General features: G+C 69.8%; 24 protein-coding genes. 5 read left to right on the top strand and 19 right to left on the bottom strand.

Going from position 1 to position 21664, the window contains the following annotated elements:
- The 8 genes from AB0B66_RS40655 to AB0B66_RS40690 form a co-directional block, all read right to left on the bottom strand.
- Positions 1 to 943 (bottom strand): potassium-transporting ATPase subunit C (locus AB0B66_RS40655; RefSeq protein ID WP_360540435.1); only part of this gene is annotated, 943 nt, incomplete at its 3' end.
- Between the two features lies 1 nt (position 944).
- Entirely contained in the window at positions 945 to 3104 is a 2160-nt protein-coding gene (gene kdpB / locus AB0B66_RS40660; RefSeq protein WP_360540437.1) for a potassium-transporting ATPase subunit KdpB, read from the bottom strand.
- Between the two features lie 32 nt (positions 3105 to 3136).
- On the bottom strand, positions 3137 to 4807 hold the full coding sequence (gene kdpA / locus AB0B66_RS40665) for a potassium-transporting ATPase subunit KdpA (protein WP_360540439.1): 1671 nt from the start codon (positions 4805 to 4807) through the stop codon (positions 3137 to 3139).
- Positions 4808 to 4829: 22 nt separating this feature from the next.
- Positions 4830 to 5123 (bottom strand): potassium-transporting ATPase subunit F, encoded by a 294-nt coding sequence (locus tag AB0B66_RS40670; protein ID WP_360540441.1) that lies wholly within the window; start codon positions 5121 to 5123, stop codon positions 4830 to 4832.
- 54 nt (positions 5124 to 5177) lie between these two features.
- Positions 5178 to 5693, bottom strand: a complete 516-nt coding sequence (locus AB0B66_RS40675) for a hypothetical protein (protein ID WP_360540443.1) — start codon at positions 5691 to 5693, stop codon at positions 5178 to 5180.
- The gene (locus AB0B66_RS40680; protein ID WP_360540445.1) at positions 5690 to 6223 is read right to left on the bottom strand and encodes a DUF4118 domain-containing protein; all 534 of its coding nucleotides are present in this window, start codon (positions 6221 to 6223) and stop codon (positions 5690 to 5692) included. Before AB0B66_RS40680 ends, AB0B66_RS40675 begins: the two co-directional genes overlap by 4 nt.
- Complete coding sequence (locus AB0B66_RS40685; protein ID WP_360540447.1) at positions 6220 to 6369, bottom strand: hypothetical protein; 150 nt, start codon at positions 6367 to 6369, stop codon at positions 6220 to 6222. The genes AB0B66_RS40680 and AB0B66_RS40685 overlap by 4 nt, the downstream gene beginning before the upstream one ends.
- A gap of 169 nt (positions 6370 to 6538) precedes the next feature.
- A complete protein-coding gene (locus tag AB0B66_RS40690) occupies positions 6539 to 7066 on the bottom strand; it encodes a hypothetical protein (RefSeq protein WP_360540449.1) in 528 nt (175 codons plus the stop codon).
- A gap of 345 nt (positions 7067 to 7411) precedes the next feature.
- On the opposite strand from AB0B66_RS40690, the gene AB0B66_RS40695 reads away from it, so the two are divergent.
- Positions 7412 to 9346 carry a potassium transporter Kup gene (locus AB0B66_RS40695; protein ID WP_360540451.1) on the top strand — a complete coding sequence of 645 codons (1935 nt, stop codon included), beginning with the start codon at positions 7412 to 7414 and terminating at the stop codon, positions 9344 to 9346.
- A 41-nt stretch (positions 9347 to 9387) separates the two neighbouring features.
- Here AB0B66_RS40695 and AB0B66_RS40700 read toward each other — a convergent pair whose 3' ends face one another.
- The 5 genes from AB0B66_RS40700 to AB0B66_RS40720 all read right to left on the bottom strand — a co-directional run bounded on the left by AB0B66_RS40700 (position 9388) and on the right by AB0B66_RS40720 (position 12646).
- Positions 9388 to 9687 (bottom strand): hypothetical protein, encoded by a 300-nt coding sequence (locus AB0B66_RS40700; RefSeq protein ID WP_360540453.1) that lies wholly within the window; start codon positions 9685 to 9687, stop codon positions 9388 to 9390.
- A gap of 215 nt (positions 9688 to 9902) precedes the next feature.
- On the bottom strand, positions 9903 to 10664 hold the full coding sequence (locus AB0B66_RS40705; protein WP_360540455.1) for an ABC transporter permease: 762 nt from the start codon (positions 10662 to 10664) through the stop codon (positions 9903 to 9905).
- A complete protein-coding gene (locus AB0B66_RS40710; protein ID WP_360540457.1) occupies positions 10661 to 11428 on the bottom strand; it encodes an ATP-binding cassette domain-containing protein in 768 nt (255 codons plus the stop codon). Before AB0B66_RS40710 ends, AB0B66_RS40705 begins: the two co-directional genes overlap by 4 nt.
- 15 nt (positions 11429 to 11443) lie before the next feature.
- Positions 11444 to 12304, bottom strand: coding sequence for a pentapeptide repeat-containing protein (locus tag AB0B66_RS40715; protein ID WP_360540459.1), 861 nt, complete (start codon positions 12302 to 12304; stop codon positions 11444 to 11446).
- 12 nt (positions 12305 to 12316) lie between these two features.
- On the bottom strand, positions 12317 to 12646 hold the full coding sequence (locus tag AB0B66_RS40720; protein WP_360540461.1) for a PadR family transcriptional regulator: 330 nt from the start codon (positions 12644 to 12646) through the stop codon (positions 12317 to 12319).
- Between the two features lie 128 nt (positions 12647 to 12774).
- Here AB0B66_RS40720 and AB0B66_RS40725 point away from each other — a divergent pair, with 128 nt between their 5' ends.
- Complete coding sequence (locus AB0B66_RS40725; RefSeq protein WP_360540463.1) at positions 12775 to 13005, top strand: hypothetical protein; 231 nt, start codon at positions 12775 to 12777, stop codon at positions 13003 to 13005.
- A 31-nt stretch (positions 13006 to 13036) separates the two neighbouring features.
- Here the strand turns inward: AB0B66_RS40725 and AB0B66_RS40730 are convergent, their stop codons facing one another.
- The 6 genes from AB0B66_RS40730 to AB0B66_RS40755 all read right to left on the bottom strand — a co-directional run bounded on the left by AB0B66_RS40730 (position 13037) and on the right by AB0B66_RS40755 (position 19304).
- Complete coding sequence (locus AB0B66_RS40730) at positions 13037 to 13363, bottom strand: DUF1048 domain-containing protein (RefSeq protein ID WP_360540465.1); 327 nt, start codon at positions 13361 to 13363, stop codon at positions 13037 to 13039.
- Position 13364: 1 nt separating this feature from the next.
- A complete protein-coding gene (locus AB0B66_RS40735) occupies positions 13365 to 13721 on the bottom strand; it encodes a DUF1048 domain-containing protein (protein WP_360540467.1) in 357 nt (118 codons plus the stop codon).
- A complete protein-coding gene (locus AB0B66_RS40740; protein WP_360540469.1) occupies positions 13718 to 14044 on the bottom strand; it encodes a PadR family transcriptional regulator in 327 nt (108 codons plus the stop codon). Before AB0B66_RS40740 ends, AB0B66_RS40735 begins: the two co-directional genes overlap by 4 nt.
- A 282-nt stretch (positions 14045 to 14326) precedes the next feature.
- Positions 14327 to 14734 (bottom strand): hypothetical protein, encoded by a 408-nt coding sequence (locus AB0B66_RS40745; protein ID WP_360540471.1) that lies wholly within the window; start codon positions 14732 to 14734, stop codon positions 14327 to 14329.
- A complete protein-coding gene (locus AB0B66_RS40750) occupies positions 14731 to 15225 on the bottom strand; it encodes a DUF6301 family protein (RefSeq protein WP_360540473.1) in 495 nt (164 codons plus the stop codon). The genes AB0B66_RS40745 and AB0B66_RS40750 overlap by 4 nt, the downstream gene beginning before the upstream one ends.
- Complete coding sequence (locus AB0B66_RS40755; RefSeq protein WP_360540475.1) at positions 15222 to 19304, bottom strand: toxin glutamine deamidase domain-containing protein; 4083 nt, start codon at positions 19302 to 19304, stop codon at positions 15222 to 15224. The genes AB0B66_RS40750 and AB0B66_RS40755 overlap by 4 nt, the downstream gene beginning before the upstream one ends.
- A gap of 194 nt (positions 19305 to 19498) precedes the next feature.
- Here AB0B66_RS40755 and AB0B66_RS40760 point away from each other — a divergent pair, with 194 nt between their 5' ends.
- From AB0B66_RS40760 to AB0B66_RS40770, 3 genes are read left to right on the top strand one after another with little or no spacing between them, the layout of a single operon-like run.
- Entirely contained in the window at positions 19499 to 20758 is a 1260-nt protein-coding gene (locus AB0B66_RS40760; RefSeq protein ID WP_360540477.1) for an SUKH-3 domain-containing protein, read from the top strand.
- 5 nt (positions 20759 to 20763) lie between these two features.
- On the top strand, positions 20764 to 21192 hold the full coding sequence (locus AB0B66_RS40765; protein ID WP_360540479.1) for a YbaB/EbfC family nucleoid-associated protein: 429 nt from the start codon (positions 20764 to 20766) through the stop codon (positions 21190 to 21192).
- The gene (locus tag AB0B66_RS40770; RefSeq protein WP_360540481.1) at positions 21185 to 21559 is read left to right on the top strand and encodes a hypothetical protein; all 375 of its coding nucleotides are present in this window, start codon (positions 21185 to 21187) and stop codon (positions 21557 to 21559) included. Before AB0B66_RS40765 ends, AB0B66_RS40770 begins: the two co-directional genes overlap by 8 nt.
- The last annotated feature ends 105 nt before the right edge of the window (positions 21560 to 21664 follow it).

Here is a 21664-nt window from a genome sequence, read left to right on the forward strand (position 1 = left end):
CGTGTCGGCCATGTTCCCCGATTCCCCTCCAAGCGGTCGGCGCGGGCCGCGCACTTGCGTGGCACCCGCGGTCCAGGGCCAGGTTGAGTTCCAGAACGTTGACGCCGGGTTCGCCGATGAACCCGAGGACCCGTCCGGTGGTGTGCTCGTCGATCAGGGCGTCGACCTTCTCGACGGGCAGGCCGCGGGCGGCGGCGACGCGCTTGGCCTGCAGCTTGGCGTACTCGACGCTGATGTGCGGGTCGAGGCTGCTGCCACTGGCGGTGACCGCGTCGGCCGGGACCGGCGAGGTCTGCGGCGCGTCGCCCCGCACCGGGACGAGCACGCCCTTGCTGTAGTCCTCGCCGAACTTGGCGCACTCCACGCTCACGCCCTCGTAGACGGGCAGGAACGGGGTGGCCGGGCAGGCCTGGTTGACGCTGACGGCGCGGGTGACCTTGCCGGACAGGCCGCCGGTGTAGAAGACGCGCAGGACCGCGCCGACGCCGTCGGACGTGCAGTAGGGCCGGGCGCCGCTGACGCCTTCCAGCTCGCCGACGGCCTTGCTGCGGGCGCAGACCTGGGTGAGCAGGGCCTGCTTGCTGCCGTCGCCGTCTTCGGAGTTCGGGTCGAGGGCCGGGTCGCCGAGGGTGTCCTCGATGCTCTCCGGGCCGAGGTTGGACGCGGCGGTGGCGTCGGGGTCGTATCCGGACGCCGACGGGCGGCTCTGGAAGTACTTGGCCACCGGGTTGCCGTCCGCGTCGGTGAACGACTGGCCGATCAGCGAGCTGCCGACCGGCTTGCCGTTCGCCTCGACCACGGAGCCGTTCGCCCGCTCGCGCAGGCCGGGGAGCTGGGCGACGCCGGTGACGACCAGCGGGTAGGCCAGCCCGAGCACGACGGTGAACAGCAGCACGGCCCGCAGTGCGGCCAGGTGCTGGGAGATCCAACCGGGTATACGCATGTCAGCCGATCCCTGGGATGAGCGAGATAATCATATCGATGATCTTGATTCCGATGAAGGGTGCGACGATGCCGCCGAGGCCGTAGACCCACAGGTTGCGGGTCAGCAGCTTGCTCGCGCTGGACGGCGTGTAGCGCACGCCGCGCAGCGACAGCGGGATCAGCGCGATGATGATCAGCGCGTTGAAGATGACCGCGGACAGGATGGCGGACTCGGGACTGGACAGCCGCATGATGTTGAGCGCGTCCAGGCTCGGGTACACCACCGCGAACATCGCCGGGATGATCGCGAAGTACTTCGCGATGTCGTTGGCGATCGAGAACGTCGTCAGCGCACCCCGGGTGATCAGCAACTGCTTGCCGATCTCGACGATCTCGATCAGCTTGGTCGGGTCGCTGTCGAGGTCGACCATGTTGCCGGCCTCCTTGGCGGCCGACGTGCCGGTGTTCATCGCCACGCCGACGTCGGCCTGGGCCAGCGCCGGGGCGTCGTTGGTGCCGTCGCCGGTCATCGCGACCAGGCGGCCGCCCTCCTGCTCCTTGCGGATCAGGGCGAGCTTGTCCTCCGGCGTCGCCTCGGCCAGGAAGTCGTCCACCCCGGCCTCGTCGGCGATGGCCTTGGCGGTCAGCGGGTTGTCACCCGTGATCATCACGGTGCGGATGCCCATCCGGCGCATCTCGTCGAAGCGCTCGCGCATCCCGGACTTGACGACGTCCTTGAGGTGGATCACGCCCAGCGCGCGGGCAGGCTGCCCGGCGACCAGTTCGGCGACCACCAGCGGCGTGCCGCCCTGGCCGGAGATGGCGTCCACGGCCGGGCCGACGTCGTCGGAGGGGTGGCCGCCGTTGTCGCGTACCCACTTCATCACCGCCGACGACGCGCCCTTGCGCACCTGCCGGGTCTGCCCGTCCTCGGCCAGGTCGACACCGGACATGCGGGTCTGCGCGGTGAACGGGATGAACGTGGCGTGCGGCATCAGGCCCTCTTCCCGGGCCCGCAGACCGTACTGCTCCTTGGCCAGCACCACGATCGAACGGCCCTCCGGCGTCTCGTCGGCCAGGCTCGACAGCTGCGCCGCGTCGGCCAGCGCCTGCTCGGACACCCCCGCGGCGGGCAGGAACTGCCACGCCTGGCGGTTGCCCAGGGTGATCGTGCCGGTCTTGTCCAGCAGCAGCGTGCTGACGTCGCCGGCCGCCTCCACGGCCCGGCCGCTCATGGCCAGCACATTGCGCTGCACCAGGCGGTCCATGCCGGCGATGCCGATCGCGGACAGCAGCGCCCCGATGGTCGTCGGGATGAGGCAGACCAGCAGCGAGACGAGCACGATGCCGCTGATGCCGTCCGGGCCGAACGAGGCCGTGTCCGGGGCGGCGCCCTGCCAGGCCTTGGCGTAGATCGCCATCGGCTGCAGGGTGACCACCGCCAGCAGGAAGATGATCGTCAACGCCGCCAGCAGGATGTTGAGCGCGATCTCGTTCGGGGTCTTCTGCCGGTTCGCGCCCTCGACCAGGGCGATCATTCGGTCGATGAAGCTCTCCCCCGGCTTCTGGGTGATGCGCACGACGATCCGGTCGGACAGCACCTTGGTGCCGCCGGTGACCGCACTGCGGTCCCCGCCGGACTCGCGGATGACCGGAGCGGACTCGCCGGTGATCGCCGACTCGTCGACGCTGGCGATGCCCTCGACGACGTCGCCGTCACCGGGGATCACCTGGCCGGCCTCGACGACCACGACGTCGCCCTGGGCCAGCGCCGACGCCGCCACCGACTCCTCGCGGTACTGCGTCGCCGCCGCACCCTCCGACCAGCCGATCAGGCGGCGGGCCATGGTGTCCTTCTTGGCGTTGCGCAGCGTCGCCGCCTGGGCCTTGCCCCGGCCTTCGGCGACCGCTTCGGCCAGGTTGGCGAAGACGACCGTGAGCCAGAGCCAGATCGTGATCGCCCAGGAGAACCCCGACGGCTTCGTGATCGCCAGTAGGGTGGTGAACACCGCGCCGACCTCGACGATCAGCATGACCGGGTTTCGCCACAGCGTCGCCGGGTTCAGCTTGCGCAGCGCGTCGGGCAGCGACTTCCACAGCTGCCTGGGGTCCAGCAGCCCGCCGCCGACCTTGCGCGACTGCTGCCGCGGGTTCGGGGTCGCCACCGATGTGACAGTCATTTCTTTTCCTTGTCTTGTCTTCTCGCGGCCGCTCACAGGCCCTCGGCCAGCGGGCCGAGCGCGAGCGCGGGCAGGAAGGTGAGGGCCACCAGGATCACCACGACGCCGACGACCATGCCGATGAACAGCGGCTTGTGGGTCGGCAGCGTCCCGGCCGAGGCGGGCACGGGGCTCTGCTTGGCCAGTGAGCCGGCCAGGCCGAGCACGAAGATGATCGGCAGGAACCGGCCGAGCAGCATGGCCAGCCCGGTGGCGGTGTCCCACCAGGGGGTGTTGACAGTGATGCCGGCGAACGCGGAGCCGTTGTTGTTGGCCGCCGAGGTGAACGCGTACACGACCTCGGAGAAGCCGTGCGGGCCCACGTTGAGCTGGGTCTGCCAGTTGCCGGTCGCCATCGCCGCGGCCACGCCGATCAGCACCAGCGTGGGTGTGATCAGGAAGTACAGCGACGCGAACTTGATCTCGCGGGCGCCGATCTTCTTGCCCACGTACTCGGGCGTGCGGCCGACCATCAGGCCCGCGACGAACACCGTGATCACGGCGAGGATCAGCATGCCGTACAGGCCCGAGCCGACGCCGCCGGGCGCGACCTCGCCGAGCATCATGTTGACGATCGGCATCATGCCGCCCAGCGCGGTGTACGAGTCGTGGAACGAGTTCACCGCACCCGTCGACGTCAGGGTCGTCGCCGCGGCGAACGTCGCCGAGTCCGACAGGCCGAACCGGACGTCCTTGCCCTCCATCGCCGCGCCGACCGCCTGCGGCACCGTGCCCGCGCCGTTCAGCTCGAAGACGTTGGTCAGGGCGACGCTCGCGACCGCGATGACCGCCATGACGGCCAGGATCGCGTAGCCCTGCCGGTTGTCGCCGACCATGCGGCCGAACACCCGCGGCAGCGCGAACGGGATGCACAGCAGCAGGAAGATCTCCAGCCAGTTCGTCCACGTCGTCGGGTTCTCGAACGGGTGCGCCGAGTTGACGTTGTAGAAGCCGCCGCCGTTGGTGCCCAGCTCCTTGATGACCTCCTGGCTGGCCACGGGCCCGCCGGTCAGGTGCTGCTCCGCGCCGGTCAGCGTGGTGGCCATCGTGCCGTCGCCGAGGCTCTGCACCACGCCGCCGATGATCAGCAGCACCGCGCCGACGACCGCGATCGGCAGCAGGATGCGCAGCGTGATCCGGGTCAGGTCGACCCAGAAGTTGCCCAGCCGATCGGACTTGCGCCGCGCGAACCCGCGCACCAGCGCCACCGCCACCGCGATGCCGACGGCCGCGGAGACGAAGTTCTGCACCGCCAGGCCGGCCATCTGCACCAGGTGGGTCATCGTCGACTCACCGGAGTACGCCTGCCAGTTGGTGTTGGTCACGAAACTGACCGCGGTGTTCCACGCCAGGTGCGGGAACATCCGCTCGTCGATGGTGGCCGCGAAGTCCGGGACCTTGAAGATCACGTCCTGCAGGCGCAGGAACGCGTACAGGAACAGGATCGAGATCAGCGAGAACGCCAGGACGCTGCGGGCGTACACGCCCCAGGACTGCTCGGCGTGGGGGTCCACGCCGAGGACCTTGTAGATGCCGCGCTCGACGCGGCCGTGCCGTTCCGCGGCGACCACGCGGAACATGTAGTCGCCGAGGTAGCGGTACGCGACCGCCAGCGCGACGATGAGCGAGAGGATGAACAGCACTCCCGCGGTTGCCGTTGTCATGTCAGACAGCTCTTTCCGGGAGTCAGAACTTCTCAGGGAACAGCAGCGCGAAGACCAGGAAGACCGCCAGCACGCAGGCGATCACCAGGCCGACCAGATTGGCTGTCACAGTCGCTCCACTCCCCGTACGACGAGAGCGAGCACTGCGAACAGACCCACCGTCAGCAGCACGTAAGCCAGATCGGCCACCGTGTGCCTCCTTTTGAGCTAGTTTCGGAGTTTTGCTCATATTGTGTCCGCTTCGGCGGGTGCCGGGATGGCGGAACGGGCCAATCAAACTGCACGAAAATCCGCTGGTGAGGGTTCTTGACGCCATCCATACGGCCGCAGGCGCTTTCTTTACGCGCGTTTGACGGCGGCGTATCCGCGCTCACAGCGGCCGGGGCCGGATCGGTTCGCCGAGCGCGGCCAAGGCCCGCTCGGGGTGGTCCAGGCTCACCGTGACGGTCCGGGCGGAACTGAGCACCAGCTGCAGCGCCGGGCCGGGGCGCAGCACATGGCGGCCGTCCGGCGGCACCGTCAGCCACCACGACGCACCGGCCCGCGCCGGACCGGCATCGACGGTCCGGACCTCGTGAATCGCGTCGACGGCCACGATCGTGGTGTGCATCGGCACCGGCCAGCTGCGCACCCGCATCTCGTGCTCGTCGATGTGGACCACGACCCGCCACCTGGTCAACGCCGCGACGGCGAACTTGGCTGCCAGGTACAGGGCCAGCACAGCGGCGGTGATCACGTAGGCGCGGGCGGGCACACCCACGCGAGGCATGATGGCGTCGACCAGGACGACCGCGGCCAAGGCCAGCCCCGCCACCGCCGCCAGCGCCAGGCCCGCGGAACGGGCCGCGCTCGCCGTGCCGCGCCAGGCGGGCTGCTGGACGCTCATACGCCCGGGTTCTGCTCCGCGACCGGGCGCGGGGCAGGCCGCCGCCCGGCCAAACCCGTCACCTCCGGTTCAGCGGCGGCGTTGTCGCGGACGTGGCGCAGCCAGCGCTGCCCCAGCCCCAGGCCGAGCGCCACGGCGAACACCGACAGGTTCCACCAGGTGGCGGTGCCGTCGAAGGACAGCTCCCCGTACCGGTTGACGATGAATCCGTTGAACAGGCCGAAGCCGAGCAGTGCGGTGACCAGGCTCGCACGTGTGTCGGCGACGGTCGCGGCGTAGCCGCCGACGGCCAGCGCGACGATGAGCAGCTGTTCGGTCTCGTTCGCGGTGAGGGTGGCGGCCAGGATCGTCGCGGCGGTCATCGCAGCCGCGCCGATGCCGACGCTGACGCCGAACGGCGTCCGCGGCCGGGCCCGGTCGTCGGACCGAGCCGGGCGCGGCGTGGCTGCCGCCGGCGGCGTGGACGGATGCCGCCGCGGGCGGACGGTCCCGTCGACCGTATCCGTACGCCGGGTCGTGTCGGTTCTCATCCGAACACCGCGACCAGCGTGATGACCGCGACGAGGACGGCGAGTTGGATGATCAGCACCATTCGGGCCGCGGCTCGGTCGGCCGGGCTCGCGTCCGCCGACATGGCCTGGTCGAGATAGTGCCGTCTGGTATAGCGAGGGTCCATGTCTTGCACGCTGCTGCGCCGATCAGCGACCTGGAAGGGGCTTTGACGTGATCCTGACGGCGGCGAGGTCAATCACGACGCGGTCTTGACGGCACGACGCTGCGGCGACGGTCGAACAACCCAGCCGCGCCTGTCAGCCGGCCGCGGCGGCGGCCCGGCGGACGCGGGCTCAGGGACCGACGTGGATGCGAGGTCGGTGGGCCGGGTCGGGTTCGGCGTTGCGCAGCACGGCCACGGTGACGGCGGCCAGGTGCCCGGAGCCCAGCAGCAGGAACCTGGTCAGGCTGCGGCGGTGCCCCTCGGTGGGCCAGGCGAAGTCCGCGCGCGGCGCGACGGCGTGGACGTCGCGCAGGTGCAACAGCACGGCCGCGATCGTCTTGCCGGGTGCGCCGCCCCGCACAGCGAGCACGGCGAAGCCGTGCTCGTCACGGCCCCGCACCTCGATGACACCTCGTCGCGCGGTCGGTCCGGCGAACTCCAGGAACACGGCCTGCCCGCCGGTCACCTTCGGGCCGGTTCCAGGTGCCGCCTGGTGCGTGTGCGGGGTGGGAGCGGTGGCGATGACACGCAGTGTGCGCTCGGCGGTGGTGGCCGAGGTGACGATGTCGCGGGCGGCGCAATCGAGCACGACCGGGTCGCGGCTGGGGATGAACGCATGGAACCGGGTGGCCAGCAGCACCGCCAGTACGGTACCCACCACAGGCGCCAGAGCCGCCAGAATGATCATCCCACCGGTACCCGTTCTTCCCTCGATCATTTCCGGATCACGGTGGCCTGCGCACGAGTTTCCGGGAAGCGGCTTTGACGGTATCGCTACGGCGGCGGCCGCATTCTTGACGCGACGTTGATGGTTGCGCGCGCCCCCGCGCCGGAAGGCGTATGGATTTCGTCAAGATTCCGGCGTCCACCCGGCACGATCCGGGCATGCTCGGGGTAATGGGGACGCATCCGGCCCGGCAGCGATGCGAAGGCACCGTCACCAGGCCGGTATCGTCCCCGCACGACACCGAATCATGTGGAACCGACGCGCAGGAGACCTTCCTTGACCAGCCGTCAGCAGGAGCCGGGGCACACTGCCGGCGCGCGGGACGTGGTGCGGCTCGCCGTCATCGTCGGCGCGCTGGGCGTGGTGTTCGGCGACATCGGCACCAGCCCGATCTACACCATGCAGACGGTGTTCAACCCGGCCGACCCGCACCCGGTGCCGGTCAGCATCGACAACGTTTTCGGCGTCGTCTCGCTGATCTTCTGGTCCGTGATGATCATCGTGACGGTCACCTACATCCTGCTGGCCATGCGCGTGGACAACCAGGGCGAGGGCGGCATCATGGCCCTGATCACGCTGCTGCGCCGCTGGAGTTCCGGCCGCGGCGGCAAGGTCGCGGCGGTGCTCGCGGCGCTGGGCATCTTCGGCGCGGCGCTGTTCTTCGGCGACAGCATGATCACCCCGGCGATCTCCGTGCTGTCCGCGATCGAGGGCCTCAAAATCGTCAACCCCGACCTGGAACCGGCGATCATCCCGGTCACCGCCGTGATCATCGTGGCGCTGTTCATGGTGCAACGCCGGGGCACCGCCGCCGTCGGCCGCGTCTTCGGCCCCATCATGATCGCCTGGTTCCTGGTCATCGCGGTCTTCGGGATCGCCGGCATCACCCACCACCCCGACATCCTCAAAGCCCTGTCCCCCACGTACGCGCTGAGCTTCCTGTCCCAGCACTTCGGCATCGCGTTCTTCGCCCTCGCCGCGATCGTCCTGTCGGTCACCGGCGCCGAGGCCCTCTACGCCGACATGGGCCACTTCGGCCGCATGGCCATCACGTACGGCTGGCTGGGCCTGGTCCTGCCCGCCTGCGTGCTCAGCTACCTCGGCCAGGGCGCCCTGATCCTGGAAGACAACGCCAACATCAGCAGCCCGTTCTTCCTGCTCGCCCCCGGCTGGGCCCGGCTGCCACTGGTCGTGCTGGCCACCGCCGCGACCGTGATCGCCTCACAGGCCGTCATCACCGGCGCGTACTCGGTCGCCTCGCAGGCCGCGCAGCTGGGCTACCTGCCGCGGCTGCGCATCGCGCACACCTCCGAGTCGACCATGGGCCAGATCTACGTACCGTGGATCAACTGGCTGCTCATGGTCTCCGTGCTCACCCTGGTGTTCGCGTTCCAGACCTCCGCCGCGCTGGCGTACGCCTTCGGCATGGCCGTCACTGGCACCATCACCATCACCACCCTGCTGTTCTTCTACGTCGCCCGGCTCAAGTGGGGCACCCCCTGGTGGCTGCTGGGCACCGGAGCGGCCCTGCTGCTCGGCGTCGACCTGCTGTTCGTCGCCGCCAACCTGACCAAGCTCGTGCACGGCGCGTGGCTGCCGCTGCTCATCGGCCTCACCGCGTTCACCATCATGACCACCTGGCAGAAGGGCCGTCAGGTCGTCACCGCCGAACGCGAGCGCACCGAGGGCACCCTGCCCGAGTTCGTCGAGCAGCTACGCGAGAGCCGCGCGACGACCGCGACCGTGCCGGGCACGGCGATCTTCCTCAACCGGGGCAAGCAGACCGCGCCGCTGGCGCTGCGCGCCAACCTCGAACACAACCACGTCCGGCACGAGCACGTGGTCATCATGTCCCTGGAGACCGACACCGTGCCGTACGTGCCCGCCGACGAGCGCGTCACCGTCGACGACCTCGGCTACGCCGACGACGGCATCACCCACGTGACCGCCCGGTTCGGGTACATGGACAGCCCGGACGTGCCCGCCGCGCTGCGCACCCTGGACCCGGCCGCCACCGAGGGGCCGCTGGACCTCGACAACGCGACGTACTTCCTGTCCAAGATCGAGCTACGGCGTGGTCCGGCGCCGACGATGGCCAACTGGCGCAAGCGGCTGTTCATCGCCACGTCCTACATCACCGCCGACGCCGCCGCCCACTTCGGCCTGCCCCGCGACCGCACCATCATCATGGGCAGCCACATCGACGTGTAGGCGCGCCCGGCAGAGGTCGCCGACGGCGCCGCTGCCGACTCTCAGCCTCCCCGCCAGTAGCAGTGGTCCTCGCTGGCAAGAGAGTTCGTGGCCAGCATCTTGCGTGGTGGCGTCGTGTAGATGCTGAGCCAGCCGCTGCCGCCGGTGTGCTCGACTACCACCGCGGTTATGTCGGCGCACATGTCCAGCGCCTCCCGCCGGTCTGCGCCGGTCACGAACACCGTCAAGGACAGCTGCCGCGAGTCCCAATGGGCGGCGGCGAGATCGGGCTCCCATGCCTTGTCCGCGAACCGCAGCCGCAGCTGGTCGAGGGTCACCGGGTCGTTGGGGGGTGGCTGCATCTCGAGATGGTGGGCGAACAGGTGTGCACCGACCACCGCAGTCAGTATGAGGACGACGAAGGCCGCTGCCAGACGAGGCCTGCCCGCCAGAAACGGATAACTCTTTCCCGGCTCGGCTTCCACGTCGGCAGACTAGCCCTGCCGGACGCCGGCCGTGTGCCCTGGCAACCGGGAGGACAGCCGCCCGCGCGATGGCGGGCGGCCCGGTCGGATCCTCAGGCGATCTTGCGGCGGTAGACACGCATCGCGAACGCGTAGGCGACGACGAGGATGCCGGCGCACCAGCCGAGCGCGATCCAGATGTCGTTGCCGACCGGCTGCTGGTCGAACAGCGCCCGGATCGCGTTGACGATCGAGGTGACCGGCTGGTTCTCCGCGAAGGCCCGCACCGGTCCCGGCATCGTCGCGGTGGGCACGAACGCCGAACTGAGGAAGGGCAGGAAGATCAGCGGGTACGAGAACGCGGTGGCTCCGTCGGTCGACGACGCCGCCAGCCCCGCGATCATCGCGACCCAGGTCAGCGAGAGCGTGAACAGTGCCAGGATCCCGGCCACGGCCAGCCAGGCCAGCACCCCGGCCGAGGTCCGGAATCCCATCAGCAGCCCGACCGCGATGATGACGACCGCGGAGATGGCGTTGGAGACCACTGAAGTCAGCACGTGTCCCCACAGCACGGCGGAGCGGGCGATCGGCATGGAGTGGAATCGTTCGAAGATGCCGCTCTGCATGTCGTTGAACAGCCGGAATCCGGTGTAGGAGATGCCACTGGCGATGGCGATGAGCAGGATGCCGGGCATCAGGTAGTTGGTGTAGTTGCCGGTGCCGGCCTGGATCGCGCCGCCGAAGACGTACCGGAACAGCAGCATGAACGCGATCGGCATGATCGTGACGGTGATGATGGTGTCCATGCTGCGGGTGACGTGCCGGATCGAGCGGCCGAGCATGACACCGGTGTTGCTGAGGACGTGCGTGCTCATGACTGCTCCTTGGTTCCGACGACGGCGAGGAAGACCTCTTCGAGGGTGGGCTGGCGTTCGACGAGTTCGGCTTTCGCCGCGGGCAGGAGCTTGCGCAGTTCGGCGAGGGTGCCGGAGACGATGATGGTGCCCTGGTGCAGGATCGCGATCCGGTCGGCGAGCTTCTCGGCCTCCTCCAGGTACTGCGTGGTGAGCAGGACGGTGGTGCCGCTGTCGGCCAGGCCCTGGATCTCCTTCCAGACCTCGATGCGGGCCTCGGGGTCCAGGCCCGTGGTGGGCTCGTCGAGGAAGATGACCTTCGGGTCGCCGATGAGGCTCATCGCGATGTCCAGGCGGCGGCGCATACCGCCGGAGTAGGTCGCGACCCGGCGGCCGCCCGCGTCGGTGAGGTCGAATCGTCGCAGCAGGTCGTCGGCGACCTGGCCCGGATTCCTCACCTGGCGCAGCTTCGCGACCATGGTGAGGTTCTCGCGGCCGGTGAGGATCTGGTCGACCGCGGCGAACTGGCCGGTCAGGCTGATCGACTCGCGGACCCGCTGCGGCTGGGCCACGACGTCGAAGCCCGCCACGGTCGCGGTTCCCGCGTCCGGCTTGAGCAGCGTGGACAGGATGCGCACGGCGGTGGTCTTGCCGGCGCCGTTGGAGCCGAGCAGCGCGAAGATGCTCCCGGCCGCGACGGTGAAGTCCACGCCTTTGAGGACTTCGAGTTTTCCGTATGACTTGCGCAGTCCACTGACGTGGATGGCGGGGGGTGGTGTGCTCATGGGGGTGGTGTCTCCTTATTCGACGATCACGTTGGCGGGGGTGAAACCCATGCCCTTGAGGGCGGCGTAGGTGAGCTTGTCCATACGGGCGCCGTCGAAGTTCACGGTGCGCAGGGCCTTGTAGTACTTCTTGCTCCAGCCGCCGCGGAAGGAGCAGTCGCGCAGGATCGCCCCGCGCAGGGACATGCCCTCAAGCCCGGCCTGGTCGAACTTCACGCCGGTGAACGTCTCGCCGTCGAAGACGAGCCCGCGCAGGTCCGACTGGCTGAAGTCGACGCCGGTGAAGGTGCAGCGTTCGAAGACGGTGCGCTTGAGATCGGTCTGGCGGAACGCGACGTCGGTCAGCGCGGCGTCTTCGAACCTGACCTCGAACAGGCCCGACATGCTGAAGTCGGTGCGCACCAGTCGCGCCCGGCGGAACGTGGAGCCCTTCAGTTCGGCGGTGGTCAGGACCGCGTCGGTCAGGTTGGCGCCGTCGAAGTTGGTGTCCTTCAGGTCGCTGCTCTTGAACCTGCTGCCGGCCAGGTCGGCGTTGGAGAAGTCCGAGCCGCGCAGCGCGCTGGCCCCGAACCGGCCCTGCCGCGCCGATACGCCGGCGAAGTCGCTGCCTTCGAGCGAGCTGGCGTCGAACCGGGTCACGACCTGGCGCTCCAGGGTCCGCGACAGGTTGGTGACCTCCTGCACGGTCTCCTCGATGTCGCCGATGCTGTCGACGGTCAGCTCGAACGCGGTCGCCTCGTCCTTGCCTTCGGCGCGCAGCTCGCGGTAGCGCTCCTGCAGGTCGGCCAGCAGGTCGGCCTTCAGTTCGGTGACGCTCTTGGTGCCCTCGTAGGGGGCGAAGACTCCGTCGAGGTACTGGTTGATCTTGTCGGTCATGGCTGTTTCCCCTTACAGCAGCGTGTCGAGCACACGCTTGGCGTACTCCCACGTGGTCTTGTTGTTCGCGTAGGTCGCGCGGCCCTTTTCGGTGATCTTGAAGTACTTGCGGCGGCCGCCCTGGGATTCATCGCCCCAGTACCACGTGATGTCGCCGTCGGCTTCCAGCCGCCGGACGCTGGAGTACATCGTGGCTTCCTTCAGTTCGTATTCGCCCTGCGAGCGTTCGGCGATCAGCTTGACGATCTCGTATCCGTAGCGGTCCGCCTCGATCAGCAGCCGCAAGATCATCGTGTCGGTGTTGCCCCGCAGCAGGTCGGACGTGACCTTGTTCGCGCTCATACCTCACCTCCCGAGATACAACGTAGGTCCCACTACTGTGACTGTCAAGGTACTTGGATACACGTGGTAAGTTGCTTGGCGGGGTAACGAAGGTGCCTCAGATCTGGCATCGCCGAGGAGTCAGCACCATGGAAGAAGCGCTCAGCCCGGACGACATCGCGCAGTTGATCGAGCAGGCCGCGGAGAACGGCGACCTTGCCCTGCTACGACGGCTGGCCGACGCGGGCAGCGCCGATGCTCTGGACCAACTCGTCGAGTCGGCGGCAGAGCAGGAGGATTTCGAGGAACTGCGGCGCCTGGCGGCTGCCGGCAACCAGGATGCCGCGGACATCCTGGCCGAACTCGACGCCGACGCCTAGGAACGGACCGGCGGCACACGCCGGCCGACGGTCACTTCTTGTCGGTGCCGGGCTTCGCGCCGATGGACTCCTGATAAGCGTCCGCGTAGGTGCGGGAGTCCTTGATCAGGTCGTCGCAGAAGGCGGCGACGTCGGGACCGATGAGTTCCAGCACTCCCCTGCCGTCGGCGGCGCCGGTTTCGAAGAAGTCGACGATCCCGGGCAGCAGCCGTCCGTCGGCGAGGTCGACCGGTCCGACCTTGAACAGGTACTTCTGCATCTCCTTGTAGACGATCTGGTAGTCCGGCGGCAGCGCCTTGACCCGCGCCACGTGGGCGCGCCACTGCCTCTTGCCCTCGATGATGTCCTGGATTCCCACGTCAGCCTCCTAGCCGGCCCAGTTTCCTTGCGACGTTCCTGTTCAGCTGCTCGCGCCACCGATCGCGGTAGGTGCGGGCACCCTCTCCCCCGGCCAGCGCCGCGCAGAAGCCCGGGATGTCGTCGCCGAGCACCTCACCGATGCTCTGCCCGTCCGCCGCTGCCTCCTCGAGCAACCCGAGAGCGGAATCGAGGATCGGCATCAGGTTGCGGCCCGTGAAATCGCCATAGGGGAAGAGGTTGTTCTTGATCTGGTCCCACGCCGACCGGTACTCGGCCGGCAAGGCTTGCGCTCGGATCTCGAACGCCTTCCATTCCCTGGTGAGATCGCTGCCGGTGATGGTTTCCCAGAAGCTCATCTCGCGCCCCCCTTAAGACTGTCGATACGTGATGAGACGTACTGCCATCTCGCCCAGAACGACGCGAGTTCGGCGTGGCCGGCGTCGTTGAGCGAGTAGAACTTGCGCGGCGGGCCCACCTCGGACGGCCGTTTCGTCACCTGGACGAGTCCGTTCTTCTCCAGCCGGAGCAGGATGGTGTAGACCGTGCCTTCGACGACGTCGGCGAAGCCCAGGTCGTTGAGCCGGCGAGTGATGGCGTATCCATACGTCTCCTCGGCCCGGATGATTTCGAGCACGCAACCCTCAAGGGTGCCCTTCAGCATCTCCGTCAGATTTTCCACAGCGCCCCTTCTCCGCCATCCAGGTACTCAGTGCCACTGGCTACCGCTATAAAGTAGCACTAGCTACCGGTACCTAGCAACACTTAATACCGACCGGAGCCACCCCTGATTCGAGCGCTCGACGCGGTGGACAAGAGCATGGCGAAGCCGGCTACCCGGCGGCCTGGCAGCGGCCCTTCCCTCGTGCTGAACTGGACGCCCTTCGCGCAGCCTGGCGCGGCGCGCACGGCCGAAACAGCCTTCGACACGATCCCGCACCCGAACGGAAGCCGGTGCTCTCGCTCAAGCCGTGATGGACAGGTTCAAAGCGTCATGGGTCTTGTCGTTCCACGCCTTGACCGCCAGGTCCGACGGGTCCGCGACGCCCAGCACGTCGCGGAGCGTGTGCACCAACCTCGCCGTCGTGGCGTCGTAATGCGCCGAGGTCGCGGGCCACGGCAGCTCGCGGTGCCAGTTCGTGAAGCGGGGCACGTCCGGCGGGATCCACCCGAGCTCGACCAGTGCCGTGTGCTCCTGCTCCGCCACCGGCGGCGCATGGACCGAGCCCATGATCGCCTCGGTCAGCAGCAGCCGCGGGGTCTGCACGAACTGCACGCCGCGGGCGCCGTACAGCAGGATCACGATGTCCTCGTCGGCCAGGTCGGCCAGGTCGCGGCGCAGCCGGGCGGCGAAGTCGCTCCAGTCGCTCACAGGGCGCTCCGGTCGAGGTTGCGCCGTTCCTCGAAGAACTTGCGCTCCGTCCAATCGGCGGCGACCCCCGCGGTGGCACGGGTGATCCCTACGACGCTGTCGGGCAGCCACCACACCTGCGAAGGAGTCTTTCCCGGGGACGACTCGTCGGCCGGGCCGAACACCGCCTCGGCGGCCGCGATCACCTCGACGAAGCTGTCGTTGATCGGAGCCGCGTCGGCGTCGACAGGCGGCCAGTGGTTGATGCCCGAGAACCGGATGTCGAGGCTGCGGACCCGGCCGCGGGAGATGTTGACCATCTGCAGCAGTCTTCCGAGGTCCCAGCTCGCCCGAGCAACGATCGGACCGTCGGGGACCGATTCGACGGTGCTCCAGCCCAGGTGCGCCATGAGCGCCGGGACCTCGTCGGCCGACCAGGCCCACCGCCAGTCGCGCACGACGGTCAGCGTCGCGTGCACGGCGGCCGGGTCCGCGCTCTTGAAGTCGGTCACTGCTGCTCCTCGGGCTCGTAGCCGACCAATCTTATGCCGTCGGCGAGCAGCCGGTCCGGGTCCAGCGTGGCGACCTGAATCATGATCCTGCCGTCGGGCCGGCCGCGCACCACCAGGCACTCCAGCTGGCCCGCGGTGAGCAGTTCGTGCATGGCCCGAGCGAGGTCGGGGTCGGCTTCCATCACCGGCCGCAGGTAGGCGTCGATGGCCAGGACGCCGCGCACGTACTCCGGGGACGTCTGCTGCGCGTTGATCATCGGCCCGCCGGGGTTGGCCGGGTCCGGGACCCACCGGGTGCCCAGCTCGGCACCGGCGCCCTTCTCCTCGATGAGGACCACCATCGGCGGGTCCCCCGCGCTGACCAGGACACGGTCGAACGTGGCGGGCCGACCGGGCTCGTCCACACCGCCGGTGACCAGCCTGCTTCCCCGGTACAGCTGCTCGGTGACGTAGTCGCCGGCGAGCAGGCCGAGCCGTTCGCTGGCGCGCACGAGGTCCCGGCAGATGTCGTGGTAGTCGTCGAGCGCCCGCTGCAGGGCCGTCATCTCGGCCGGGGACAGCACCATCGACATCGCCAGCCGGAAGTCCCGGGTGTTCTGGTTCTCCGACCCGAACGTGTTGCGGTCGACGGTGAACCCGGCGGCGGTGATCTGCGGGATGAGCGGCGCGACCTGCGTACGCCAGATCGTCTCCTTGTCCCTGCTGGTCTGCTGGTGGGCGGTGACGCCCGCATCGAACGCGGCGCCGGCCTCGGTGGCGGTGTCCACCGGCAGGGCGACGGCGTTGGGCAGGTCGCTGCCCACCACGCCTTCCGGGGGCAGCTTGTTGTCGTCGGTGTAGTAGTGGTTGTTCTCGTCGAGCAGCTGGCCGTTCTCGTTGCGGCGGGTGCCCACCGGGTCGCCCGGGTAGTGGTCGAACCCGTCGTCGCCGAGCATCAGCTCGCGGCGCTGGGTCCGGCCGTCCATCCGTCCGGTCGGGGTGAGGTCGTCGCGGGTGTAGCGCGGCACGTCCGGCGCGGTGGGCACCGTGCTGCCCGGGGTGCTCGGCACGGGAGTTCCGCCGTGGTCCGGGGCGGGTGCCCAGTGGCCGGGCGGGGCGTCGGCGACGGCGACCGGGCGCAACTGCGGGTCGAGGGCGAGGCCGTCCATGCGGGTGACGCCGTCGGTGAACGGCGGGCGGCCGAGCCGGGTGCCGCCGTCGTAGTAGCGGATCTCGCCGTCGTGGTTGATGACGTTGATGACGTGCGCGGTGCCGTCGGCGCGCTGGAAGCACACGATGCCCTGGGAACCGGGTCGGCTCAGGCTGAGTTCGAGCTGGTCGAAGCCCGCGGCGACCGCGGCCGCCGCGAGCCGGGGGTCCATGGTGCCGAGGTCCGCGGTGAGCTGCTGGAAGTCGGTGCCCAGGACCTGCTGGATGCGCAGGTGCCCGTCCGGGGCCGGTGGCGGGATGCTGCCGTCGGGTGTCGGGGTGCGCCCGGCGGCGACGCGGGGCAGGCCGGCGTAGGTCGAGGCGAAGGCCAGTGCCCGGTCGACGCAGGCGGTGGCGCGGGTCGGGTCGTCCTGCGGGGACACCGGGTCGAACGCCGCGCCCCAGCCGGTGTCCGGTGACACGTGGGGCGGGAAGGAGCCGTCGGGGTTGCGGGGCAGCGACGCCTCCAGGTCGCGCTGCTGGGCGACGGTCGGCATGGTGTGACCGTCGGGCTCGCCGTACTGGCGGCTGTCCTCGATTCCCGGGGGCGGGCCGTCGGTGGGCGACGCGGCCGGATCCACGCCGCCGGGTGCCGGGGTGTCGCGGTGCTGGGTGGCTAGCAGGGCGTCGGTGAGTATCCGGCGGCGCTGCCGCAGGTCGGGGCCGACTTCGACGTCGGCGTTCGGGTCGGCGCGCCGGTCGTTGTAGAGCGACTGGACGGAGGTCTCGGCGCGCAGCCGCACCCGGGCCATGTCGACCACTCGGCCGCCGAGGTTGCTCGGGCTCAGCGCGTCGCGGTGCGTGGCCATCCACTGCATGGCCGCGGTGATCCTCGCGGCGCGATCGAGCCTGGCCGCGTCCCTGTCCGACAGTTGCGTTGCGTCGGTCGCGGGCACCGCAGCCGTGGGGTCGGTGCTGGTGCGGCCGCCCGGAGCGGGACTCGCGGTGACCGGGGTTCCGGTGGCGGGGGTTGCCGGCGGGGGTGTCGCGGTCCCGGGGGGCGTGCTGCCGGTGGCCGGCGGGCTGGTCGCGGGGCTGGTCGTCACCGGCGTGCTGGTCGAGGGGCCGCCGGTCGTCGGGGAGCTGTTCGCGGGTCCGGTCGTGGTCGGCGTGCCGGTCGAGAGACCGCCGGTCGTGGGGTTCGTGGTCGTCGTGCCGGCGGTCGGCCCTGAGCCGGTCGGGCTCGCCGTGGTCGGCTGGCTGGTCGACGCGGGCGTCGTGGTGGCCGCGACCGGGGTCGTGGCCGGGGAGCCCGGCCGGGTGTCGGTCGAGGCTGCGGTGAGCCCACCCGGATTCGCGGTCGTGCTGGTGGAGGCGTTCGCGGTAATGCCGGGGCTGGTCGAGGTTCCCGGCGACGGCAGGGACGCCGACGTGGAGACCGACGTGCCGACGGTCGCGGTCAGCCCGCCGGTGGTCTGCGTCGGCACACCGGCGAGCGAGGCCGGTGCCGGTCCGCGCGTCGTCGTCGCGGGGTTGGCCGAGGTGCCGGTGTTGGCCCCTGGCGGCGCGGCCGTCTGCTGGCCTGGTGCGGACTGGTTGGCCGCCTGCACGTTGGCTGCGGCCTGCTGCGTAGCGGCCTGTTGGGCGGTCGCGGCCTGTTGCGCGGCCTGCTGGCCGGGCGGGGGTGCGGCGTCGACGGCGGTGGCGGCGTCGACGCGCAGCGGTCCCGCCGCGGTGGCGTCGATGCCGACCCCCGCGACGGCCGGTGGCGCGATACCGCTCAGCGACAGTCCTTGCGAGGGGCCGCCCCCGTATGACGGCACGGTCGCCGGATGGTGGGTGTTGCCGGTGTTCGTGGCGGTCGGCTGCGGGCCGGGGGGTGCGCCGCCGGTGTCGACCTGGTTGCCGGGCGGTCGCCCACCCGTGGTCGACGGATCGCCGGTCAACGCGCTCGCCAGGGTCTGGCTGTTGCCTGCCAGCTGGTTGAGGTTCTGGACCTGCGAGTTGATGTTCGCGGTGAGGTTGTCCAGGCCGCTGGTGCCCTGCCCGAGCATGCTGGAGCGCGCGCCGGACGTGGCCGCCATGCCGACGTCGTCCAGGCCGGGGAGATTGCCGGTGGCGAGGTTGCCCGCCACATCGCCGGCCACTTCGGCGAGCACGTCGTTGCGCATGTTGCGGACGAAGCCGCCGCCCGGCCCGAGTTTGAGGTTGACACCCGCGGCCGCGAATCCGCCGGCGAAGCCCGCGACCCCGGACATGCCGATGGCCATGCCGTCGAAGCCGTCACGGTGCCCGTCGGCGATCTGCACGCCCTGGATGGCGGTCTCGGTGACCAGTTCCTCCAGCGCCTCCTTGGCGCCCTCTTTGATCATCTTCTTGAGGGCGGCCTTGGTGAGCTCCTTCATGCCCTTCTCGGCGAGCTCCTTGAGCAGCTTCTTGATGATCTGCCGGATGGTGTACTGGGTGGCCATCTGCAGCACGGGGATGCCTGCCGAGGCCGCGCCGAAGGTGCAGAACGCCGCCACGATCAGCGCGATGACCTCGATGACGAACAGGACCAGCTCGATCCAGAACTCGATCTTGGCGGCCTGGATGTCCTGCCCCGCGGCCTCGACCACCTGGCCCATCACGTCGAGGATCGAGATCAGCTGGGGCAGCGCCGAATCCGCGGTCGCGCCGAGCTTGTCCCAGCTGAGCTTGACCGCCTCGCCGAGCTGGGTCTGGGTGCCGCCCGCCGCCGACACGGCGTCGGTCACATAGGCGGCGGCGTCCTGCAACGGGCCGGACGCCCGGTCGGCGGCCTTGAACCACTCGTCGGCGAGATCCCAGATGATCTCCTCGTTGCCGTCCGGCCAGTCGGCACCGATGACCCATTCCAGCAGCGGCCGTACCTCCGAGGGCACCTGCAGCAGCTCCATCGGATTCGGGATCGGGGAAGGCAGTACGGACACGGCTCCACCCTCCTGACCGGACTTCGACACGGCAGCCGAGCCTGCAAACTATCGCACCAGCGGTCACCACGCAGACCTCGTTCCGTGCGGTACGGATCACAGTGCGAAATGCGCGGGTATCGCTCCATATACGCCCCATATGCGTGGCACATCCTGGGACGGTGCGGCCCGTGCGGCCACGGTAGCCTCGCCTGGTGAGTGTGTTCACCCGAAGCGATGCCGAACAGGTCGCCACCGGCCTGGCGCGGTCGAGCAGCGACCCCTCCGGTCCGCTGTGGCGCGGCTGGGTGCAGGAGTTCCCCGACGTCTTCGTGGTCTGGGCCACCCCGGCCGCCGGCCAGACGGCGGCACCCGGCTCCGGCGCGAAGACACTGATCGAGCGGGCCACCGGCGCTGAGGCCGTCTTCGGCTCCATCGCTGCCGAGCAGGCCCACGACCAGTGGCGTCGCGACCCCGCCCGGGTCGCCGCGCGTCGCGCCGTCGGCGCCGTGCAGCGGCTCGGCCGCGCCGGCGGACGGGACAACTCACTGACCGTCAGCGCCGTGCTCACCTTCCCCGACGGCCGCACCGTGACCGCCGTCGGCTCCAAAGTCGACGCCGAGCCGGTGCACCACCCCCTGGTCGCGGCCTGGCTGAGCGCGTCCCCCGGCGGCATGAAGACCCGCGGCCAGTCCCGGCACGCGGAGCTGATCGTGCTGTCGGACTGGCTGCTGCGCGCCGACGCCGCCCGCGCCGCCGCCGGGCTCGCCCCCACCAGCCTCGAACAGGCCCGCGACGAACTCGGCCGCGCCGTCGTGCGACTGAACCACCTGCGCGACGGGGCGATCGCCCAGCCTGCCGCAGCGACACCGTGCGCGGGCTGCCTGCGCGCCTGGATCGACTTCGGCCTGCTCGACGCCGCGCTGCTGCAGCTCACCGACCCCGTCACGCCACACCCCCGCAACGAGCTTGCCGGCACGCGGTTCCCGGCGATGGTCACCGCGGCGCTCAACGAGGCCGGCTGGGGGGCCTTCCCCGACCCGGCCGACCGCGCCGACCTCGCCGAGGCGGTCATCGAGCAGATCGCCGACCAGACCGGCCTGCCCCCATTGGAACCGGCCCGCCAGATCTTCACCGAGTTCGGCCCGTCGCTGCTGATGACGGTGCGCGGCCGCGGCGCCCAGAACTGGGTCACCCCGTACCGCATCGGGCACGACGGCCTGGCCGGCGTCCGGGACGTGCTCACCGACCTGGGCCGCCGCCTGGGCCGGGCGGTGTTTCCCATCGGGCTCGACGACGACGGCGCGGTGCTCGCCGTCGACGCCGACGGCCGCGTGTTCGCCGCGGACCAGGGCGGAGAATGGTGCTACGGCCACGGTTTCGACGTCGCCGTCACCGCGCTGACGCTGGGACATTCACCCGACCGCGTGCGCGTCGACGGCACGATGGAGCTGACCGGACTGGGAGGACTCTGACCGCCATGCGCTACGCCGACAGAAACGCCAACGCGGACCTGATGGCCCGCTTCGACGAGGTCTACGAGCGCTACACGAAACTGCGCGGTGGCCTGGGCACACTGCAGGCCAGACTCAAGGACGTGAACGCCACCGCGGCCTCCCCCAACCGGCTGGTGACGGTGAAGGTCGGCCCGCAGGGCCAGCTGATCGAACTGGTCATCCACGACGACGCCTACCGCAGGTATCCGGCCCGCGAGCTGTCCTCGCTGATCCTGGGACTCACCCGGACCGCGGCCGCCGAGGCCGCCGAGAAGATGCAGCAGTTACTGGGCGAGTTCATGCCGGCGGGCACCGGCGCGGCGGAGTTCGTGCGCACCGGCGACTTCAACTCGCTGCTCAGCCGCACCGACGAGACGCTGGGCAAACCGACCGGGGCGGGCCACGATGGCTGAAGAGCGCGCGATCCAGATCGACACCGACGCCACGACGCAGGCCGGCAAGCGCATCGTGTTCGCCGGGGAGGATCTGGCCGACCTGCACCGCGACATCGGAAGGATGATCCGCCAGCTGTCGGCCGGGCCGCCGTGGAGCATGGACAAGATCGGCAAGCAGGTCGAGGTCGGCGACGGCGCCGAGAACAAGGGCTACCGGATCAACGAGGACGAGGTCCTCAAGGCCTGGGCCACGGTCGCGCAGGCGATCGAGAACCTCGGCGTCAACGTCCAGAACGCGGTCGCCACCATCGTCAACGCCGACGTGGTCAGCTCCGTCAACGTCGAGTCGGTCCGCCAGCCGGGGACCAACACCAGCCGCCTGTGAGGGCGTGACCCGCGAAAGACCACATCGGATCGACGGCGAAAAGCCGCAGCGATCCGTGCTCTCACCGTGATCTCGCACCGCCTGCGGCGCGGGAACTACGTACGG

Origin of the sequence: Catellatospora sp. NPDC049111, from assembly GCF_040648615.1 — a bacterium.
Taxonomy (GTDB): domain Bacteria; phylum Actinomycetota; class Actinomycetes; order Mycobacteriales; family Micromonosporaceae; genus Catellatospora; species Catellatospora aurea.